Origin of the sequence: Acinetobacter sp. UBA3106 (genome assembly GCA_002365595.1) — a bacterium.
Taxonomy (GTDB): domain Bacteria; phylum Pseudomonadota; class Gammaproteobacteria; order Pseudomonadales; family Moraxellaceae; genus Acinetobacter.
Genome location: DFAM01000004.1, coordinates 5,638 through 27,497 on the forward strand (window position 1 = coordinate 5,638; position 21,860 = coordinate 27,497).

The window sequence follows — 21,860 nt, forward strand, 5'->3', positions numbered from 1 at the left end:
ATGAAGGTTCATCGCTGTTTAGACGCATTAAAACAATATTTTAGCCAGTTGCCCGGCGGAAGAATTTATCAAGCAGCTTCATAATAATTAAGTATAAAAAAAGCCGCAATAAGCGGCTTTTTTTAATTGCATCGAAGGCTTAAGCTAAGTAATTCTTGATCATTTTAACCAGACGTTCAATCAATTGATCAGCCTGTTGCTGGTTAATGTTCAGTGGCGGTAATAAACGAATCACAGAACCTGCCGTCACATTGATAATTAAATGATATTCATCACGTGCAACATTGACCAATTCGCCACAATCTTTTGGTAATTCAATCCCGATCATCAGACCAAAACCACGAACGGTAATGTTCTGATCAGCCAGTTGCTGGGTTAATTGATCAACAATATAACTGCCCATGTTCGCAGCATTTGCAACCAGGTTTTCTTTTTGGAGGGTATCAATCACGGTATAAACTACACGTGAACCCAGCGCAGTACCACTATAAGTCGAACCATGGTTACCGGCAGTTAACACACCTACGCCACGGCCTTGGGTCATCACCGCACCAATCGGGAAGCCATTACCCAAGCCTTTGGCTGTGGTCAGTACATCTGGCACAATATTGGTGTGCTGGTAAGCAAAGTATTTACCGGTACGGCCATTACCGGTTTGAACTTCGTCCAGCATCATTAACCAGTTGTGCTGATTACAGATTTGACGAATTTCTTCAAGGTAGCTAAAACCTTGAGGTGCCGTGTTGACACCACCTTCACCTTGAATTGGTTCAACTAAAATCGCAACGATATCTGGATGGTGAATTGCAGCTTCTTCAATTGCTTCGATATCGCCAAATGGCACACGAATAAAACCTTCAACCAAAGGTGCGAAACCTTCCTGAACTTTTTTATTGCCTGTCGCTGAAAGAGTCGCCAGAGTACGACCATGGAAAGAATGATCTGCCACAATGATCTTTGGGATTTTAATGCCTTGCATATGGCCAAATTTACGCGCAATTTTAATGGCACCTTCATTTGATTCTGCACCACTATTCGAGAAGAAAATTTCTTCCATACCTGAAACTTCAGCAAGTTTTTGTGCAGCAGCCGTTTGCCACGGCACTTCAAAAATGTTGCTGGTATGCATCAGGGTAGCGGCCTGTTCTACAATGGCTTCAGTTACAGCAGGATGAGAGTGACCTAGACCACATACTGCAATACCTGTTAAGGCATCTAAATATTCAGTGCCATCTTCGGTATAAAGATAAGAACCTCGTCCTCGGACAAAGCTGATCGGCTGACGGCCAAATACCGGCATCAAATGAGATGGTTGATCAGTTTGCACAGGAGCAAGGGTAATGTTATTCATGACTAACTCTTATCTGTTAGGAGGGAAAAATAAAAGTTTATATAAGCAAAATCCAGAACAGAATAAAAGCCCAAATGTAAATAAAAATGGAATTATTGCTTTAGACATACTGTTTTGCTAAGTTTTGGGTATAATGCGAAGCAGATTAGTTGAGGATTTATCAATGACTGAACAAGCACGCGATACTGAAGCGTTAATTCGTGACCAAATTGCTAAACATGCAGTATTACTTTACATGAAAGGTACACCACAATTTCCACAATGTGGTTTCTCTGCACGTGCGGTAGAAGCACTCAGTCAAATTGGTCGTCCATTTGCCTATGTAAACATTTTGGAAAACCCGGATATTCGTGCAACTTTACCGCAAATTGCAAATTGGCCTACATTTCCGCAGTTGTGGATCAATGGCGAATTAATCGGCGGTAGCGATATCATGCTTGATATGTTCCAAAAAGGTGAGTTAAAGCCTTTAGTAGAACAGTACAGCCCGGCACCTGAAGCTTAATTCAGTGTGATGATGTTGTAATAAAAAAGCGCCTTGAAGGCGCTTTTTTAATGTCTCAAAAAATGTCAGGCATCTTTTGAGCTGTTGTCCTGATCATTTGCAGTGGCTTCAACGGATGTTGCTGTTACCGTTTCATCAGGTGTTATTTCAGTTTTGGCTTTTTTCTTGTCTTTCTTCTTTTTTTTCTTTTTCTTCGGTTCCTCTTCCAGTTCGGCACCATCTTCCAGCGCCTGCCAATATTCTAATTGCTCCATGACGGCAGCATAAATTGAACCTTTACTGTAACGACCTTTTTTATTCAGTGTGCCTACAGGACGTGCCATCAAAAGTTCTAAAGCCTGATCAATGGTTTCAATGGCATGAATATGGAACTGACCTTTGGCTACAGCATCAATCACATCATGACGTAACATTAGATGTTCCATATTTTGACGTGGAATAATCACCCCTTGTTTGCCAGTCAAGCCTTGTAATTTACAAGCATCATAGAAACCTTCAATTTTGGCATTCACACCGCCAATCGGTTGAACCTGACCCAACTGATTCATGGAGCCTGTAATGGCCCAGGACTGATCAATTGGTAACTGGCTGATGGCAGAAATGAGTGCGGAAAGTTCAGCTACGGTGGCACTATCACCATCAATTTGACCATAACTTTGTTCAAAGGCGAGGGCAGCCGAAAAATGTAGCATCTGTTCACGGCCAAAGTGCGCTTTCAGGAAACTCGACATCAGCAATACACCTTTGGCATGCAGTGAGCCGCCCAGTTCGACACTACGTTCGATATCCAGAATGTCACCGCCACCTTGATAGACCGATGCAGTCAAACGTGAAGGCAAGCCAAATTCGACATCGGCATATTGAATGACTGACAGGGCATTGATCTGACCTAGACGATGGCCTTTGGTTTCAATTAACTGCGTGCCACGCGTTAAATCTTGCCAGTACAATTCACGTAAATAACCCAAGCGATACTTGCGGTGATCGAGTGCGGTATTGATATGCTTTTCTGAAACGGTTTTATCACCGGCCTGAGCGGCATGATGATGTGCTTCGCGGATCAGATCACCCAAAGTTAAGGCATGTAATGACAATGAGCTTTGGTCTTCAGCCTGGCGACTTGAATCGGTGAGTAATGCAGCCAGCGCAGAACGGTCGAAAGGCAAGAGTTTATCGGCCTGAACATAGTCTGCAATCAATTGCATATAGGCTTGTTCATTAGTGTCATTACGTTGTAATGTGTCGGTAAAGTCTGCACGAATTTTAAACACACTGCCGAGTTCAGGTTCCAGTTCCAGAATTTCATAATAAATTTCAGGTTCTGCAAGCAAGATCACTTTGATATTTAATGGAATAGCCTCTGGTTCTATGGAGATACTACCAGTTAAGGTCAGCATATGTTCAAGAGAAGACAGCTTTAATTTTCCAGATTTCAAGGCACGTTTTAAACCTTGCCATGCATAAGGCTGTTCCAGCAACTGTTCAGCTTCCAGCATCAGAAAACCGCCGTTGGCCTTATGCAGTGCACCTGGACGAATCAGGGTAAAGTCGGTGGTGATGGTGCCGTTTTGAGTGAGTTGTTCCACATGTCCCAACAGGTTGTAGTGGGTAGGGAAATCTTCAAAAATGACGGGTGCACCGCTATTTGGCTTATAGGAAACAATGATATTGGCTTGATAACGTGAAGGCACACGACTAAAAATGCCAGGAGCAAAATCATCTTCTTCCTGTTCAAGGATGATTTCTACATTATTGATAATATCGTCAGCATAATATTGCAGATATTCAGTCAAGCCATCGACATCTGGATATTTGTTCTGAATAACATCAATACGCGGCATCACCACCTGTTTGGCAATGTCGCGGTTTAAATGTTGAACCTGATCGCGGGCATCATCTTCCAGATCACCTAAATGCAAACCCAAACGCTCCAATTTTTTATTCATGTAGCGAATATTCGATGCAATTTCTGCACGCTGTTTGCTATCCAGGGCATTAATGTCTTCTTTGGACATTTCCTGATATTCATTGTCTTTCAGGTGAACCGGTACAAAGCAGTGTTCATCATCTTGCGAAATCAGTTTTAAATCAAAATCTGCACCTTCTTTGGTGAGTTCCACCAAGGCTGATTGTTGTTCATCGCCGGTTTGCTCGCGAATCATTTCAATACGGTTGTGATAGGTTTCCGCAGTAAAGCGTCGTTCCAGCTGTTTTAAAATGGTTTGCCAGGTTTGATGCAGCAGGGTCTGGAATTTAGGTGCTTGTCCTGGCGGAAGTTCAAGTGCAATGGGCTGACGGGGCAACTTGAAATTGTTGACATAAACCCAGTCATTTGGCGTTTGCATGGTCTTGGCATGTTGTCGCAGTAAACGCTTGATCATGGTGCGTTTACCTAAGCCTGCTGTGCCTACTGCAAAAATATTATAGCCAGAGTAAGGCAAGGCAATGCCTGCTTCAACAGAGGCACGCGCGCGATCCTGCCCAAGAAAGTCATTCAGCGGCTTTATTCTTCGTGTTGACGCAGGAATTTTTTCAAGATTAGGCGTATGCGTCAGCTGCTTGGGATGAAGCTGTGTTTGGGTCAGGGTGTTTTGAATTTCCGGTTGATCGAATGCTGAAATTAAACTGCTTTGTATAGGGTCTGGTTGATTCACTGGAGTAGTTGCAGATAATGAAGAATTCATTTGATCGAGTTTTTGGGGCACTGTTTAAATCCAAAACTAAAATATTGCAATAGAGATTTAAGGTATACAGGTTTAGTTGAAAAATTCAAGCGCGCAGGTCATTTTTATCGATAAAATAAAATAATGATTTCATAATTATTGTTGAAACTGAACTTATTACGCGTTTGAATAGCAGCATTCAGTTTTGCAGAAAAAACAACGCAATGACAATACAATCTCCAGGGTGGAAATCAGCCTTTACTGCTTTTCTTGATCGTCGTGCACTGGTCATGCTGTTTTTAGGCTTTTCAGCCGGTATTCCCATTCTTTTAATCTTTTCCAGTTTGTCTTTATGGTTGGGTGAAGCGGGCATTGAAAAAAGTGCAGTGACCTTTTTTAGCTGGGCAGCACTGGGGTATTCATTCAAGTTTGTCTGGGCGCCTTTAATTGATGAATTGCCGGTGCCTGTCTTGACCAAAAAGCTGGGGCGACGTCGGGCCTGGTTGCTCATTGCGCAGGTTTTAATTATTAGCGCCATCTGTATTATGGCTTTTTCAAATCCGGCACTTGGTCAGGGCTATTTATATCAGATGGCAGCAGGAGCCGTGTTACTGGGGTTCTCGGCTGCAACTCAGGATATTGTGATTGATGCCTATCGTATTGAACTTGCAGAAACTGAAATGCAGACCGTCCTGGCATCCACTTATAATGCTGGTTATCGCATCGGGATGATTGTCGCTGGGGCGGGTGCATTGTTCCTTGCGGCCTCGCTTGGTACGGCCAAAGGCAACTATATTTATAGCGCCTGGAAAATTACATATTTAGTCATGGCTGCAGTCATGCTGGTCGGAATTGTCACCACTTTAGTAATTCGTGAACCGCATGTCGAACGTACTTATAAAGATTATAAGCGTAGTGATTATTATCGTCTGGTCGCCGTATTTTTTGTTGCCGTGATTGGCTTCGTAGTCAGTTATATTGTTTCTGGAAATTTAACCGAATCTGTGAAAGCACAATTCGCAATTACCGATTCGTTGTTGCTATTCTGCTTTGAAACCTTACGTTTTGTTGGATCTGCTGCTGTAGCTGTATTACTGGGCTCATTATTGGTAAAAATGGGCGCAGTGAATAAGCAAATGGCTGTGGAAACCTGGATCAGTCCGATTGCCGATTTCTTTAGGCGTTATGGTGTAAAACTGGCCTTAGTATTGTTGTTGTTAATTGGTTTTTACCGTATTTCCGACATTATTGCCGGGGTCATCTCCAATGTGTTTTACCAGGATTTAAACTTCACCAAAGAGCAGATTGCCGAAGCGGTAAAAATTTACGGGGTGATTTTCAGTCTGGTCGGTGGTTTTCTGGGTGGTTTGCTGGCACAGCGTATGAACATTATGAAATTGATGTTTGTCGGTGCCATGTTGGCCAGCTCAACCAATCTGATCTTTATTGGTTTGGTCAAATCTGGACAGCCTACACATGATGTGCAAGTCACGGTAGGTCAGCATCAGTATCAGGTGCAATCGGATGAAGTGGGTTACTGGAAAATGAAGGTACCCGCTCAGGTGTTAGCCCAAGCCAATGACATACAGGTTGCCGTACAATACCTGGATGAGGCTCAAGCTCCGGTCACTACGCAAATACCATATCTAAAATTAAATGCCCAACAGACTGGCATGCACATTCTGCCGGTAACCAGTGATAATGCCATTACGCCAGATGAAAAAGAAAACAGTTTGGTGATGCGAGGACAGTATTTTGGGCAGCCATTAACTGAAACGCAAAAAATAGTCCTGCGTCTGGATAATCAAGAATTTGATGCCAATCTGGATAAAGCAGGTGTATTTAGCGCAGCTATTCCAGGTGCAATCTTGGCAAATTCTGCCTCGAAACAGTTAGTGGCTGAAGTGATGGATAACGACAAAGCCATTTTAAGCACACAGCATGGCTATACTGTGGATATGAACTCAAGTGTAGCCAAAGGCCTGGATCTTGATGTTCAGCCCTTAGCGGCCGTCAATATTCAATCGGCTGATGAGGTGGAAATTAGCGGCAAGGTGATTAAACCTTATAGTTCACTGTGGTTATATTTTGCCATTATTGTCGATAATCTGGCATCCGGTTTGGCAGGCGCCGCATTTATTGCGTTTTTGTCGAGTTTAACCAGTGTGTCTTTCACGGCAGTGCAATACGCCATTTTTAGTTCACTCATGACTTTAACGCCGAAGATTTTAGGTGGCTATTCGGGAACGATCGTGACCAATATCGGTTATCCGAACTTCTTCCTTATGACCACCCTGATTGGTATTCCAATTTTAATATTGGTGGTGTGGGTAGGTAAGTTACTGCGTGAACATGGGCAGCAACAATCTAGCTAAGCTCAAATTTTAAAAACTGAATGAAAAACCTATTTTTTCTTGAGGAGGAAATGGGTTTTTTATTTAGCTAAAAACACTGTAAAAGTTCAAAATTATCTTATAAATAGCCTAAGTAAAAGTAAATAATTATCAGACAACACACGCAGCTAAGCCCGATAAAGTAAATAATTATCAGACAACACACGCAGCTAAGCCCGATATTGATTTAAAAATGTCAAGATCACAGGGGAGTAGGACATTAAATACTCTCTATAATCCTATTGCTAAATTGAATTTTCCACATGAAATCCCTATAGTGTCTATAAAAATTGATAACTTAGGAAAATCAAAGATGCGCATGCTGCATACCATGTTACGTGTAGGCAATTTAGAACAATCCTTAAAGTTCTATACTGAAGTACTCGGTATGACTTTGCTTCGTAAACGTGATTATGAAGAAGGTCGTTTCACTTTAGCCTTTGTGGGCTATGGTGATGAAGAAAATCATACTGTGTTGGAACTCACCCATAACTGGGACACAGAAAGTTATGAACTGGGTAATGCTTATGGTCATATTGCCATTGCAGTAGATGATGCCTATAAAGCCTGTGAAGAGATCAAGGCGCGCGGTGGTAATGTCGTGCGTGAAGCAGGTCCCATGAAAGGCGGCGTTACCGTGATTGCTTTTGTTGAAGATCCAGACGGTTATAAAATCGAGCTGATTCAGCAAGATAAAGATGCCCGTAATAACTAATAGACTTTTTTATAAAGTGATATAGATAAACTAAATATTCAACATTGAGTTGAAAAACTGGCTTTATTTATTTAGCCCAGTAAGATGAAACTTTACCAGTAGGTAAATTCACTTATTGGGCTTTTTTATATTTTCAATTATTACAGGAAGTAGCAATGTTAAAATTATTGGCATTGGATCGCTTTACTATTTTGTTGATTGTGATGGTGATCTTGGCAAGCATTCTGCCCATATCGGGCTTGGCTGCAGATATTTTTAGTGTGATCACCTCGGTAGCAATTGCAATTCTATTCTTTTTGCATGGTGCAAAACTGTCCAGAGAAGCAGTGGTGCAGGGCATCATGCACTGGAAATTTCATGTGGTGGTATTTGCTTTCACCTTTGCCTTGTTTCCGCTTTTAGGGCTAATGGCTAAACCGATTCTTTTACCGCTGTTAGGAAAAGAGTTGTACTGGGGCTTCCTGTTCATGTGCTTCTTGCCATCAACCGTGCAATCTTCCATTGCATTTACCTCGGTGGCAAAAGGCAATGTGGCCAGTGCGGTGTGCAGTGCTTCATTTTCCAATATTGTCGGGATGTTCATTACCCCGGTATTGGTCAGTTTCTTTATTTTAGGTCAGTCGCAACATGGCTTTGATCCTACCTCCTCAATTCTTCAAATTACCTTATTGTTACTGGTGCCATTTGTATTGGGGCAGATATTACGCCCTTATGTTTATCCATATATGTTGAAATTGCCCGGTATTGTCAAAGCATTCGATCAGGGCACTATTCTGATGGTGGTATATGGTGCTTTTAGCGGGGCAGTCGTTGCAGGATTATGGGACGTAGTCAGTTGGGAAACCTTGTTTGTTTTGACTCTGGCTTGTTCAGTGTTTTTAACCCTCATCATGCTGCTGGCTTTATACATCCCCAAATGGCTGGGTTTTAACCGGGAAGACCAGATTGCGATGTTTTTCTGTAGTTCCAAAAAAACTCTAGCCAGTGGGGTGCCAATGGCACAAATTCTGTTTATTGGGCAACCTTTAGGGATGATTGTTTTACCGATTATGATTTTCCATCAGATTCAGCTCATGGTCTGTGGTGTCATTGCCAATTATTGGTCGAAACATCCAGAGAAGGACTATGCTGTAGAAGAGTGTAAAGAATAATTCGCTATCTGTTAGTTTTTCACGTATAATTACGCCCACTTGTTGTGCTTAGCTCTGACGGTATCCGTCTCGGTGGGCCAAAAGAATGGTCTGTTATGGTGTTGGTCTCGCTTTTTTTTGAAGAAGCTTTTTTCCTCATGAATCATGAGAGTGATCAATTGCGATGACAGCATAAGCCTTTCTTAACTTAGGAGTAATCGACGATGCGCGCCGATATTCACCCAAAATATGAAAAATTAGTTGCTACTTGTTCATGTGGTAACGTAATTGAAACTCGTTCAGCTCTTGGTAAAGAAACTATTTACCTAGACGTATGTTCAGCATGCCACCCATTCTATACTGGTAAACAAAAGAATGTGGACACTGGCGGCCGTATCGACAAGTTCAAACAACGTTTTGCTGGTATGTCACGTTCTATCAAACGTTAATACCCAGAATGAAAAAAACGGGCTTCTTGCCCGTTTTTTTATGTCTGTTGTTTAGTGAGGAATTTAATTGCAGACCGTATACAAGACCTATTGGTCTTGTACATCAATCAAATGATCCAGTTTTTTCTGGAAATAGTCACCTTGAATAAAACGTGCATCCACATTCCAGGCATTTGCGAAAAGGGTCATGTCATTCAGATCACGTAGCATGATTTCGCCAGGTTTAATTTCATGGAAAGAGCTCAGCTTTTCCTGTAATTCCTGCGTCGATTTCTCTGCCTGCAACATCTTGGTCAAATTTGGATGTAAAGTTAAACAATTAAGATCAAGTTGACGTAACATCGATTCGCTATAAATGGTATTACCAAAGTCTCGAAGAGCGACTTCAGCACCAAATTGACGTAACTGGGCAATATGCTTTTGGGCATCTGAAATATTTTGACTAATATCTTCTTCCGAAAACTGTAAAATTAGCGGATGTTTTAATTTGCTGCGAATGATGGTAATGAGTTTGGAAATAAACTCAGGGAAGGTTCGGTCGTGGAATAGAACCGCTTTATTCAAATTTACAATCAATTTTGCTTCAGGATATTGAGTAATGAAATTATGCAGTTGTTTACATGATTCCACTAATATCCAGCGATCCAGCTTAATAGATAATTCAGGATCTTCTGCAAGTTCTCTCAAACTGGACAAATCTTTCCAGGCGTTTTCATAAATGAAACCGCTGGTCACTTCATAAGTATATAAATTGGTGTCTTGCTTGTCATAAAGTTGCTGATATTTAAGATGAATTTCCCCACGATCCAAACTTTGTTGTAAAGCTCTGAGTAACGTTGCTTCAGGTGAACTAGAGACTGCCTTAATTTTCGGTTGTTGCAACTCAATGCTTGGAAGATCTAAAGGTGCTTCAAGTTCAAGTGCTGGAGTCGGCTGATTTTCCGGTAAAGCGGTCTTATAAGCTGAAGCAATAAATTGTTCAAAATGTTTTTCGTCACGTATTTCAGTTTCTAATAGCGTATAGCCAATTCTGAGATTCAGCGGATAAGAGGTTTGATTAATTGACAATAATTGCGGTTTTTTCAGCGAGCTTAGACCTATAAGTTTGGACTCTAACTTGGCTTTAGACTCTGCCTGGAACAAAGCGACATAAATCCCAGAACTCATTTGAAATAAGGGTACATGGGTTTGCTCTTTTAAAAATTCCTTGATATGGCTGAAATAATTTTTGAAAGTATCCCAATCGCCTTCAAAAATGCTGTCAGGGCAGGAAGTCAAAGAGAACAGAACCAGTGCATTAATATCAGAAGGCTGTTGAGTAATTGTACGATTAATCAACTGATAGGTATTTGGCTTTTGAGCATCCGCTGTCGCTGATGTCGTCTGACCAGGGGATAAAGATTCAATATCAACGGTAATTTGAACTGCATCTTCTTCATCCGTAGATGGCAAAAACTCAATTTTAAGCGGGTTTGGGATAGATATCTGATTATTCAGGCTATTGATTTCAAAACGCCCTAAATCGAACTGACCTTGAGAAATCTTTTTAAAACGTAATTTAAAATCATTTAAATCTTTAGGCTGAAGGAGATCGAGCAGGGGAAGTCCAGCAATATCCTCTTCATCTTTAAGGCCAAAAAGTGCCAAATATTCAGGATTTGCCTGAATATGAATGCCTTCTTGAATCAGTGCAATGGCTTTATTGCTCTCTTGAACTAAAGACTGGGCATGGGTTTGAGCTGTTTCTAGCTGTTCCATTAAATGTTGTTGAGTCAGGACTAAGCGACTCAGTGAAAGTGCACGTAAAAGCCCCAAATAAAAACGATCTGGATAATCCAGATTCAGAATATCGTAAACTCCTTTACGAATATATGCTGCATACTGGTCAGCTTGATAATCCTCAGGTTTGAGCAAAATCATGGGTAAGTTGGGTTGTTTGGATAAGCGAATCAGGCTTAAAGCCTGTTCATATTTTAAGTCATAAGCACGACCAAAAATAACCAGATCCCAAGTGTGATGTAATTGTTTTTCGAAATTTTGTAAATCATCAAGCAAGGTGGCATGTACCACATGTTCACTCGATGTTAAAAGATCACGAATCTGGTTAAAACGGATTTGATTATCATCGATAATGAGTAAACGTGTTTCAGTACGTTTTAACTTTTTAGACAATAATGGATTTCTCACTTCAATGCTTCCCATAAATCGTGATTCTTGATTTCATTCGTTTGCTTATGAATAAAGTTTTTGATCAGGCTTTCTTGTTGCTCATTGAGTAACTCGAATTCAAAGCGAATAAAACTCTGTGTAATGATTTGCGCTTTAGTTAAATAAATTTTTATTTCTTCTTGGCCTAAGCGTAAATGAATGGTTTGTTTTTCTCTAAACATATGTGAACCAGACACGATCAGACTGGTTGATTCTTCATCAAGCTGGGTGGACTGAACAATCAGCGCAGGTTGGTAATTATTGCTATGACGATCTGTTTTGATCATGACCGCACAAGGGAATAAATCTTGTGCCAAGACTTCAAGTCCGATTTCCAGACTTTTTTCCGTAGATTGCTTGATCCAGCGAATTACTCCGCCACGCCAAGGACTATGCGTATTTTCCTGAATCAAAATAAATTCGCCAGTTTTTAAATGTGAAGGTGCTACACCATTCCATTTAATTCTGTAACCATTGACACTGATATCTAGAACTTCTGCTGGATAAATTTGTTTGGCTTCGCGATCCAAAACTTTAGCTGTGTTGATTTCAGCAGGAATATTTGAATTCATCGAATTGATGAAACTGCTTTCATTATGGAATTGATAATTGGTATCTAAATCCAGAGTCTCATGAAAGTTTTTGCCCTTGGACAGGTAAAAGTGCGCCACAGACAGACTAAAACAGATTTGTAATTGTGCAGAATATTCATAACGCTCATGACGACGTTCTGTATTGGTGGTAAGCAGATTATGAATATGAAAGTGCAATGCCGGTGTTAGGAATAACTTTTCATTACGCGATAAATAACCCGACTTTTTGGTTTGGGTTTCGGACAGATGATCTAATAAATGTTGCGTTGAAATATAAATGGTTGGCTTATATAAACTGGATTGATTGATATTAAAAACAGGCGGATAGTCTTTATTGGTATCAACAATATAGCGAGAAAGGGTAGTTTCTTTAGGTAACACATGAACCAGTTTTGCCCAGTCAAAACTGCATAAATATAAGCCTTGCATTTCTGACGGGCGAATTTGATGGGTATTTAGAATTTCCAGCAATACCAGCTGTGAATAAGCTTGGGTAATGGTCTGCAAAGGATGCTGCGTATCTAAAATCTGGTTAATATTGGTTTGATAAAAATTATTTTTAATTGCACATTCAATCAGTTGATGCGCGATTAACCATTGTCCAAATAAAGGCGTGCTGTATAACAAGTGTTGTTGATAGAGCAATAAAGACAATTGCTGCAAAGCATAATAAGTAGACACGATTCTGGCGGTTTGCAAGCTTTTCTTTTGATTGAATGCAAATAGAGAAAACTTTTGTATGCTGAGTTGAGTGTTGCAGCGTTTTGAAATATCGATATAAATTTTAGCAAAATGACTACGCAGCAGCATCGCTAGTTCAATGATCTGGTCACTACGGTCATTGGTAATAAGGCCTTGATTAAAAAAATGTTTTTCCAGGCTGCCTAAAACATTATCCAAGGTAGGATGCAGAATTTGAATTAAATCAAAACGTAACATTTCAGGACACTTAAGTTCTGATATCTCCAGCAATGCATTGAAAAGTTCCTTGGAAGAATTTCCCAGTTGAAGAATGGATAAATTGGATACCCACTCTTGTAACCCCTTCGCATTGGTCGGGCAGAAGCTTAATTTATCCAACTTTAACTCTGTTGGTGTCTGGAAGATATCTGAATTACTCATAAGCATCGTTATTATTAACTCAAAAAGTTGAAACTCCAAAAAGCGGTGTTTTATTTTTTTCGCCCGCTATTTCCCTAACGAGTTTAGGAACCAAATATCCCGGCAGGTTCTCTAAAACTTCTTTATATATAAGATTAATTTCTTCAGGATTTAGATCAAAATGATGGGCACCTTTTACTTTATCTAATACATGTAAATAGTATGGCATCACACCCGCCTCAAACAGGCGGTAGCTTAAATCCACTAATACTTGCGCAGAATTATTAACCCCTTTTAATAAAACTGCCTGATTCAGCACGGTAATTTGGTGTTGAACCAACGCTGAAAGTTTGGCACAGGTAAAATCGTCCAGTTCAGCAGCATGATTGGAGTGTACCACTAGAATAATGCGCAGCCTACTGTTTTTTAATAGGGAAATCAGCTCTTCATCGACACGGTTGGGGATTACCACAGGAACCCGTGAATGAATTCTCAAAAATTTAATTTGCGGAATTGACTCAAGACGTTCAATCCACAGCGCAAGTTTTCGATTTGACAGGGTCAGCGGGTCACCACCGCTCAAAATGACTTCATTTATATCGGGTTGATTTTCAATATATTGTTTAATGTTTAACCAGTCTTCATTTTTGGGCAGGTTTTCTTGATAGGGAAAATGACGACGGAAACAGTAACGGCAATGAACGGCACAAGCACCAGTTAAAGTCAGTAAAAAACGTGATTTATATTTATGCAGTACACCGGGTTGCTGATTGGCCTGTTCTTCACCTAAAGGATCAGTTATAAAACCGGGATGATCTTCAAGTTCCAGATGATGGGGCAATACTTGTAACAGCAAGGGATCAAGCGGGTTGCCAATGTTCATTTTTCCGACGAACGCACGCGGAACACGCAACTTAAACTGTTCAGAAGCCAGGATTGCCCCTGATAATAATTGATCAGGCGAGAGCTGAAGTGCTTCAAGCAACTCTAAAGGGTCCGTAATCAGGTCACTCAGTTGAGATTGCCAGTTTTGCTCTTGATACAAATAGTTTATCATGCTACGTGTTAAAAATAATGCTAGTCTAGCATTAATAGATTTAAGTTAGTAAGTTTGGAGCGAGCCTTTCATGGCCAATTATTCTACAAATGACTTTAAGCAAGGTCTTAAAGTAATGCTTGACGGCAACCCATGTTCAATCATGGAAAATGAATATGTAAAACCTGGTAAAGGTCAGGCATTTAACCGTGTAAAACTGCGTAACCTTAAAACAGGTAAAGTTTTAGAAAAAACCTTTAAATCCAATGAAACACTGGAAGGCGCAGACATCGTAGAAGTAGAAATGAACTACTTGTATAACGATGGTGAAATGTGGAACTTCATGGATCCTGAAACTTTTGAACAGATCACTGCTGATAAAACAGCGATGGGTGATGCTGCAAAATGGTTAAAAGACGACTCCAACGAACTTTGTACAATTATGTTGTTCAATGGTGTTCCATTGTCAGTAAGTGCGCCAAACTTCGTAGTATTGAAAATCGTGGAAACTGATCCAGGCGTACGTGGTGATACTTCGGGTGGCGGCGGTAAACCAGCTAAACTCGAAACTGGCGCTGTTGTTCGTGTACCATTATTTGTACAGCAAGAAGAAAGCGTTCGTGTAGACACTCGTACTGGTGACTATTTAGAACGTGCATAATGGTTTTAAAATAGACTATTATCGAAAGGGATGATGAAAATCATCCCTTTTTTTATGCCAAAGTATTACATGAAAAGCAAAATATGAGGAGTACAGTCGCAAGGGAAGAAACAGCAGTATACCGAACAATAAAAAATGAACGCTGATTTATGCATTAGATATGAGGGCTTTACATGGAAACAATTCAACCGAAGTTATCAATGACTTCCAAAATAGTGTGGCTTCTGGTGGCAGTTCTAGGTGCGGTGTCATTTGGAATACTTGCAGTCAGCAGAGGTGAGCATGTCAATGCAGTTTGGCTGGTTTTAGCTGCCATTTGTGTCTATAGCATCGCTTATCGCTTCTATAGCTTATTTATTGCCAATAAAGTTTTTGAACTCAATGCACGACGTTTAACCCCCGCTCACCGTCTGGCAGATGGTTTGGATTATGTTCCAACCAATAAATATGTCTTGTTTGGACACCACTTTGCCGCCATTGCAGGTGCCGGACCACTCGTTGGGCCTATTCTTGCGGCACAAATGGGCTACTTGCCTGGAACCATCTGGTTGCTGGTGGGCGTTGTACTGGCAGGTGCCGTTCAGGACTTCTTGGTGTTGTTTATCTCGACCCGTCGTGATGGTCGTTCACTCGGTGAAATGGCGAAGCAAGAACTGGGTTCCTTTGCGGGTGTGATTGTAATGCTGGGTGCATTAGGCGTCATGATCATCATTCTTGCAGTGCTTGCATTGGTAGTCGTGAAAGCCTTGACTAACAGTCCATGGGGTGTGTTCAGTATTGCAGCAACTATTCCAATTGCCTTGTTTATGGGCGTATATATGCGTTATATCCGTCCAGGGAAAATTGCCGAGGTTTCAATCATTGGTTTTGTGCTGATGATGCTGGCGATTGTGTACGGTGGCAATGTCGCAGCTGATCCTTATTGGGGGCCAATGTTTACCCTTTCAGGTACGCAACTGACTTGGTGTTTAATCACTTACGGTTTCGTGGCTTCAGTCTTGCCGGTTTGGTTACTGCTTGCGCCACGTGACTATCTTTCTACCTTCTTGAAGATTGGTGTGATTGCCGGTCTTGCAGTCGGTATTATGGTGGCATTGCCTGAAATGAAAATGCCTGCTGTAACGCATTTCATTGATGGCACGGGTCCTGTATTTGCAGGTTCTATGTTCCCATTCTTGTTTATTACCATTGCCTGTGGTGCGATTTCAGGTTTCCACGCTCTAGTTTCTTCAGGAACCACACCAAAACTGATTGAAAATGAAGTTGATATTCGTGTAATAGGTTACGGTGGTATGTTGATGGAGTCTTTCGTTGCTGTCATGGCGATGATTTGTGCCACCATTCTTGAGCCGGGCGTGTATTTCGCAATTAATGCACCTGCTGCGGTATTAGGCACCACGGTTGAAAGTGCTGCTGAAGCAGTGCGTACTCTAGGCTTTGTAGTAACGCCTGAAGCATTGACTTTACTCGCTCAGGAAGTCGGTGAAAGCTCGATTCTTTCGCGTACTGGCGGGGCGCCAACGTTTGCGATTGGTATGGCACACATTATTACGGAAATTTTCAATAACCGTTCCATGATGGCGTTCTGGTATCACTTCGCGATTCTGTTTGAAGCGCTATTCATTTTAACTGCAGTAGATGCCGGTACGCGTGCTTGCCGTTTCATGGTTCAGGATACGGTGGGTATCGTGATTCCTGCGTTGAAACAATCGCACAATTTCTTTGGTAATCTGGTGGGAACCGCCGTGGCTGTTGCAGGTTGGGGTTTCTTTGTTTATCAAGGTGTGGTGGATCCACTGGGCGGTATTAACAGCTTATGGCCTTTATTTGGTATTGGTAACCAAATGCTGGCTGCTATGGCACTGATTTTAGGTACGGTCATTCTGTTCAAAATGAAAAAAGAGAAATATGTTTGGATCACGATTGTTCCAACCATTTTCTTATTTATCACCTGTATGACTGCAGGTTGGCAAAAAATCTTCCATGAAAATCCAAAAATCGGTTTCCTGGCACAAGCCAACCGATTCTCTGATGCAATTGCACGTGGAGAAATCTTAAAGCCAGCCAAAGACATTGCTGAAATGCAAACGATTGTATTCTCCAATCAGATTAATGCGGTACTGTGCGGTTTCTTTATGATTGTGGCAATTGTGATGGTATTTGCTGCCATTGGTGTTATTCGCCGTGCATTGGCAGATCCTAATCCAAGCGTGAAAGAAGCAGAAGCTATTTATAGTGACAAAGTTCCAGCAGGAGAGGTGAAATGAGTCTAAAAGATCAAATTCGCCAAAAACTGGCGTTGGGCAAAATCATTAAATTTACCGTGCTGGCTCAGCCGAAAAAGTTTTTCATGTTAAATGGGATTAAAACCATTCAGATCATTTGGCAACGTCTACAGCAAAGTTTTCGCTTGATGGTGGGTGTGCCGGATTATCAGACCTATCTGGAGCATATGCAAAAGAATCACCCGGAGCTGGTTCCAATGGATGCCAAAACATTCTACCGTTACTGCGTGGATGCACGTTATCCAAGTGCGGGCGGTGGCATGAAAAAATGTCCTTGCTAAGATCAGTCCACATTTGTCAGTAAATCTTCTGATATGTTTGGAAAAATTAAAAAACGGTGTATGTTAATCATGCACCGTTTTTTATTAAGGAAAGAGTGTGATTTGGGGTATGAATAAAGTTCAAAAACAAGAACTCACACCAGCGCAGCAAGAGCTGAATTTTCAGGTGGAATCTTATGCTGCAAAAATTCAGGCATTCTTGGCTCAAATCAATAACATTATTTTGGATAAGGAACACCAGACCAAACTGGCTTTGTGCTGTTTGCTGTCCGGTGGACATGTGTTGTTTGAAGATTTGCCAGGACTCGGTAAAACCACTTTATCCAGTGCCTTGTCGCATATTGCCGGATTGAAGTTTCAGCGTATTCAGTTTACCAATGACATGCTCGCTAGCGATGTGATTGGGGTGAATATGTTTAATCAAAAAGAGCACCGGTTTGAGTTTAAGCTGGGGCCAATTTTCACCCAAATTTTGCTGGCAGATGAAATTAACCGCTGTAGTCCTAAAACCCAGAGTGCTTTACTGGAAGCCATGGAAGAGGGCCGGGTAACGGTTGATGGGGTGCGGTATGATTTGCCGCAACCTTTTTGGGTGATTGCGACACAAAATCCCTTGTTCCAGAGCGGAACCTATAGCTTGCCAGAATCCCAGCTAGACCGTTTTTTAATGCGTTTATCGCTGGGTTATCCGTCGCGTTCAGCAGAAAAACTGTTATTACAGCAAGATTCTCGCTATGCCTTGATTGCCACATTGCAACATGTTTTTGACGAATATGAAATTCTGGCGATTCAGCAACTGGTGACCCAAGTCCATATTGCCGATGCATTGCTGGATTACCTACTGGATCTGGCGGCCGAGACCCGTAAAAGTCGTCATGGCTTATCGACCCGCGGATTATTGGCTTTGAAAAAAGCAGCTCAAGCGCATGCCTTTATACAGCAGCGCAGCTATGTGACTCCTGACGATGTGCAAGCGGTATTTGCTGCTGTGGTGTCGCATCGTATTGGCTTGAGCGAAGCAGAAACCTTGCAGCTGATGCAGCAAGTTCATATTAGCTAAAGGGTGACTCAATTGACTACACCTTTGACCAAGCCTTGGCAAAAATGGTTGGCAAAACGCTTTCAATTTAAAAAAATCAAACAGCTCTCGCAAAAAGACATCCTGATTTTTATCTATCAGCAAGGTTATTTGTATCTGGTGTTGATTTTGCTGACCTTCATTGTCGGGGTGAATTATGCCAATAACCTGATTTTGGGTTTTTGCTTTCTGGTCAGTGCGATCTTATGTATCAGCTTTTATTTAACCTTTAAGCAGTTACATGGCCTCAAACTTGAGGTTTCAGTCAATGAAGTCGGGCAGGCGGGTCATCAACTGGATTTACAATTACATTTTCAGCAAGCGCAAAGGCAGCCGCGTTATTTGTGGGTTAAAACCGGTCAGCATTTAGAAAAAATATTTATTTCAGAATTGAAGCAAAGCATGACCCTGTCGTTTTTTACTGATAAAAGAGGACAATTTGATTATCCCACCATCCAGATGTATTCAGTGTATCCTTTTGGACTGGTACGTGCCTGGACTTATTTTTATTTAAAAGAAACCTCATGGGTGGCCCCTAGAGCGGCTTTTTATGCTGCAGAAAATAAGCAGCACCAGCAAAATTTAGAACCGGATATGGATGAATTTCATGAACTGCGCAATTTCAAAGCAGGAGATAGCTTGCAGGCTGTGTCATGGAAGCAGGTAGCGCGCGGACAAGGTCTATATATCAAGGTATTTGAACAGCATGATGAGCAGCTCAATATTGAGATTCATTATCAGCATATGCCGAGTACAGAGCATGAAGAAAAATTAAGTCTAATGATGGGGCTCATTGAACAGTGTGAGCAAATACACTGTGCATATGCGGTGTTTTTACCGCAAGCTGAATTGACTGTAGGTCTGGGTGAAAATCAGCTGTTACAGGCCAAAAAACTTTTAGCGCAGGCTTAAATGATGATTCATGCCCAGATTAGAACCTCGATACTCATAACCCTGTCATTGCTACTGATGGCACAGCTTATTTTTAATCCGCTGCTATTGAGCCTCATTTTTGCCCTGATTATTCTTTTTTTATTTTATAGCTTAAAAGATGAGTCCAAGGTTTTATCCAGAATGTGGACTTTTGTCCTGACTTTAATTGCCTTGGCTTCAATTTATTTTAACTATCAAACGTTTATTGGCATAGAAGCCGGCGTTGCCATTTTATCGACTTTTTTATTCGCCAAAGCCCTAGAAAGTAAGAATAAACGTGATGTAATTATCCTGTTTAATTTTGCCATGTTTGTCAGTGCCAGTTCATTCTTGTATAGCCAGTCGATCTGGATGGCGTCGATGGTGCTGCTGTGTTTGCTCAGCTGTCTGATAGGCCTGTACCGTTTACAGACCCATGAATTTAGACAATTGCAAGATCAATCCAGCGCCTTACAAAGTGATGCAAAACATGTAGGTAAATTTCTGGTTCTGGCTTTGCCTTTTTTTATCTTGCTGTTTGTGTTTTTTCCGCGGTTGCCGCCACTGTGGGCGATTCCGATTCCCGTACAAAAAAGTGTCACGGGAATGAGTGACAGCATGTCGCCAGGTGATATTGCCGAGTTGTCACAGTCGAGCAGTCTGGCATTTCGAATTATTGGTGATGTGAATCAATTACCCAACCGCAATGAGTTGTATTGGCGAGCTATGGTTTTAGACCAGTATGATGGGAAAACCTGGACCAGCAGCTGGGTGAATGAAAAACCGATTTCAACTCAAGGTTTAAAAAAAAGCAAATCCAGTTTTGATTATCAGTATTTAGCGGCTGATCCTCATGTTCTGTGGGTTATGGGCCTCGAACAATCACGACCTTTACAGAAGGGCCATCAATTAAAACAGGATGGCAGTATTACTCCTGTGCGACAGATTTTGCAGAGTCAGCCGATTGCCCTGCAGTGGTTAGGAAATATTCAGCCAGAAGAAGATAAAACAGGATTACTGGAACAGATCAATACCAAAATTCCAGAGCGTTTAGATGAACAATCACGCCAATTTGCAGTCGACATGTTTAGGCAAAGCGGACAGCAACCTGAACGCTATGTAAATAATATTTTGCAGTGGTACAAAAATAATGATTTTGCCTATACCTTGAATCCGGGATTACTGGGAGAAAACCGGATTGATGAATTCCTGTTTCAATCACGTCGCGGTTTTTGTGAGCATTATGCCTCCAGTTTTGCTTTGCTGATGCGTTATGTCGGCATACCTGCACGTGTGGTAGTGGGATATCAGGGAGGGCAACTTGCACCGGATCGTGCCAGCTGGGAAGTACGCCAGCTTGATGCACATGCCTGGACAGAGGTGCGATTGCATGGACAATGGCAAAGGATTGATCCTACAGCAATTATTGCGCCACAGCGTATCGATGGGGGAATGCAAAATTATATTGAAAGTGATCGCAGTATATTGGGAAATAAAGAGCAAAAGTGGAAATACCGCCAATTCGCCGTGATGAAAAACATACGAATCTGGAGTGACTATGCAAGTTATCAATGGCAAAGCAAGGTAGTGGGTTATGATGCTGAAAAGCAGCAAGGCTGGTTATCCAAATTGGGGATTAAAAATGCTTATGCCAGTAGCATCATCATGTTACTAAGTATTCTGCTGGTGGTGATGATTTATTTTATCTGGATTTTTTATCAAAATAGTCAGTCAATTTCAGCTTATGATCGCGCCATTCAACAATTTTCAAAAAAATTGGAGCTCAGCTTGCACAAGCAACCTGCAGAAACGTTTTATAGCTGGATGCTACGTTTGGCTGAACGGGCAGAGCAGGATCAGCAACAGATATTTGCTCAAACGGCACAGCATTATCAGCAACAGCAATATTCTTTAATGCAAAATCCTGAGCAAATAAAGCAATTTAGACAAATGCTTAAAACTTGTGCAAATACTTTAAAAAATAATAGAAAGCACTTGTCTTAAAAAATAAAAATGAATATGATTCACAGCACTTAGGTGTATAGCTCAGTTGGTTAGAGCGCTACGTTGACATCGTAGAGGTCAGCAGTTCGAGTCTGCTTATACCTACCAAGATTAGTTTTTATATAGATTTCTTATAATTTGTATAAGTAAAAAACCTCCTAAATTTAATAATTTAGGAGGTTTTTTTATTTCTGGGGATTTGCTCTGAACCCTAAACCGCCTGCAAGCTTGTATCACTGTCTAATATTGTAACTTGGTGATACAAGGTGATGCGCATGTTTCGGAAAGATATAGAAAACGTCTTAAAAAATTTTAATTTATGTGATTTCTATTCTTGAAACCACATAAAAATGTACTGATAAACTTTTAGGTCAAAACTCAATTTTCAAGACAAATAGAGTTCCCCCCGCATTCTTGTTTCTGCCTTCTCTTTTAAATTCTATCCCGGGTCATTTCCCCATTGATGAGTCTCAGCAGGTTCAGCGGATTCTCATC

At 41.2% G+C, this 21,860-nt stretch carries 17 protein-coding genes and 1 tRNA gene; 13 read left to right on the forward strand and 5 right to left on the reverse strand.

All coding sequences use genetic code 11. The annotated features are described in order from the left end of the window. Nucleotides 1–84: hypothetical protein (locus tag B4C48_RS14200; protein WP_414631493.1), on the forward strand; the 84-nt coding region annotated here is incomplete at its 5' end. A 55-nt stretch (nucleotides 85–139) separates the two neighbouring features. On the opposite strand, the gene B4C48_RS01700 is transcribed toward B4C48_RS14200, so the two are convergent. Continuing rightward, nucleotides 140–1,351, reverse strand: coding sequence for an aspartate aminotransferase family protein (locus B4C48_RS01700; protein WP_291352807.1), 1,212 nt, complete (start codon nucleotides 1,349–1,351; stop codon nucleotides 140–142). A gap of 163 nt (nucleotides 1,352–1,514) precedes the next feature. Between B4C48_RS01700 and grxD the strand changes: the two genes are divergently transcribed. Continuing rightward, on the forward strand, nucleotides 1,515–1,856 hold the full coding sequence (gene grxD, locus B4C48_RS01705) for a Grx4 family monothiol glutaredoxin (protein ID WP_086199334.1): 342 nt from the start codon (nucleotides 1,515–1,517) through the stop codon (nucleotides 1,854–1,856). 65 nt (nucleotides 1,857–1,921) lie between these two features. Here the strand turns inward: grxD and B4C48_RS01710 are convergent, their stop codons facing one another. Further along, nucleotides 1,922–4,561 (reverse strand): Lon protease family protein, encoded by a 2,640-nt coding sequence (locus B4C48_RS01710; RefSeq protein ID WP_414631491.1) that lies wholly within the window; start codon nucleotides 4,559–4,561, stop codon nucleotides 1,922–1,924. 182 nt (nucleotides 4,562–4,743) lie between these two features. Here B4C48_RS01710 and B4C48_RS01715 point away from each other — a divergent pair, with 182 nt between their 5' ends. From B4C48_RS01715 to rpmE, 4 genes are all read left to right on the forward strand, one after another. After that, entirely contained in the window at nucleotides 4,744–6,894 is a 2,151-nt protein-coding gene (locus tag B4C48_RS01715) for an AmpG family muropeptide MFS transporter (protein WP_291352810.1), read from the forward strand. A gap of 331 nt (nucleotides 6,895–7,225) precedes the next feature. Beyond that, nucleotides 7,226–7,627, forward strand: coding sequence for a lactoylglutathione lyase (gene gloA / locus B4C48_RS01720; RefSeq protein ID WP_131286799.1), 402 nt, complete (start codon nucleotides 7,226–7,228; stop codon nucleotides 7,625–7,627). 155 nt (nucleotides 7,628–7,782) lie between these two features. Further along, nucleotides 7,783–8,778 carry a bile acid:sodium symporter family protein gene (locus tag B4C48_RS01725; RefSeq protein WP_291352813.1) on the forward strand — a complete coding sequence of 332 codons (996 nt, stop codon included), beginning with the start codon at nucleotides 7,783–7,785 and terminating at the stop codon, nucleotides 8,776–8,778. 203 nt (nucleotides 8,779–8,981) lie between these two features. Next, nucleotides 8,982–9,206, forward strand: a complete 225-nt coding sequence (gene rpmE, locus B4C48_RS01730) for a 50S ribosomal protein L31 (protein ID WP_001200845.1) — start codon at nucleotides 8,982–8,984, stop codon at nucleotides 9,204–9,206. Between the two features lie 87 nt (nucleotides 9,207–9,293). Here the strand turns inward: rpmE and B4C48_RS01735 are convergent, their stop codons facing one another. The 3 genes from B4C48_RS01735 to epmB are packed head-to-tail and all read right to left on the reverse strand — an operon-like array spanning nucleotide 9,294 to nucleotide 14,165. Beyond that, nucleotides 9,294–11,408, reverse strand: a complete 2,115-nt coding sequence (locus tag B4C48_RS01735; RefSeq protein WP_291353642.1) for an EAL domain-containing protein — start codon at nucleotides 11,406–11,408, stop codon at nucleotides 9,294–9,296. Further along, entirely contained in the window at nucleotides 11,390–13,135 is a 1,746-nt protein-coding gene (locus B4C48_RS01740; RefSeq protein ID WP_291353644.1) for a GTPase, read from the reverse strand. Before B4C48_RS01740 ends, B4C48_RS01735 begins: the two co-directional genes overlap by 19 nt. 13 nt (nucleotides 13,136–13,148) lie before the next feature. Next, nucleotides 13,149–14,165, reverse strand: coding sequence for an EF-P beta-lysylation protein EpmB (gene epmB, locus B4C48_RS01745; RefSeq protein WP_291353646.1), 1,017 nt, complete (start codon nucleotides 14,163–14,165; stop codon nucleotides 13,149–13,151). A 70-nt stretch (nucleotides 14,166–14,235) separates the two neighbouring features. Here epmB and efp point away from each other — a divergent pair, with 70 nt between their 5' ends. The 7 genes from efp (at nucleotide 14,236) to B4C48_RS01780 (ending at nucleotide 21,473) form a co-directional block, all read left to right on the forward strand. Further along, on the forward strand, nucleotides 14,236–14,805 hold the full coding sequence (gene efp, locus B4C48_RS01750; RefSeq protein ID WP_086175500.1) for an elongation factor P: 570 nt from the start codon (nucleotides 14,236–14,238) through the stop codon (nucleotides 14,803–14,805). Nucleotides 14,806–14,978: 173 nt separating this feature from the next. Next, nucleotides 14,979–17,072, forward strand: a complete 2,094-nt coding sequence (locus B4C48_RS01755) for a carbon starvation CstA family protein (protein WP_291353650.1) — start codon at nucleotides 14,979–14,981, stop codon at nucleotides 17,070–17,072. Then, the gene (locus B4C48_RS01760; RefSeq protein WP_291353651.1) at nucleotides 17,069–17,371 is read left to right on the forward strand and encodes a YbdD/YjiX family protein; all 303 of its coding nucleotides are present in this window, start codon (nucleotides 17,069–17,071) and stop codon (nucleotides 17,369–17,371) included. The genes B4C48_RS01755 and B4C48_RS01760 overlap by 4 nt, the downstream gene beginning before the upstream one ends. A gap of 97 nt (nucleotides 17,372–17,468) precedes the next feature. Beyond that, a complete protein-coding gene (locus tag B4C48_RS01765) occupies nucleotides 17,469–18,431 on the forward strand; it encodes an AAA family ATPase (protein ID WP_414631492.1) in 963 nt (320 codons plus the stop codon). Nucleotides 18,432–18,455: 24 nt separating this feature from the next. Continuing rightward, nucleotides 18,456–19,361, forward strand: a complete 906-nt coding sequence (locus B4C48_RS01770) for a DUF58 domain-containing protein (protein ID WP_291353657.1) — start codon at nucleotides 18,456–18,458, stop codon at nucleotides 19,359–19,361. A 3-nt stretch (nucleotides 19,362–19,364) separates the two neighbouring features. Next, nucleotides 19,365–21,365: a DUF3488 and transglutaminase-like domain-containing protein gene (locus B4C48_RS01775; protein ID WP_291353659.1), complete on the forward strand. Its 2,001-nt coding sequence runs from the start codon at nucleotides 19,365–19,367 to the stop codon at nucleotides 21,363–21,365. 31 nt (nucleotides 21,366–21,396) lie between these two features. Then, nucleotides 21,397–21,473, forward strand: a tRNA-Val gene (locus B4C48_RS01780). The last annotated feature ends 387 nt before the right edge of the window (nucleotides 21,474–21,860 follow it).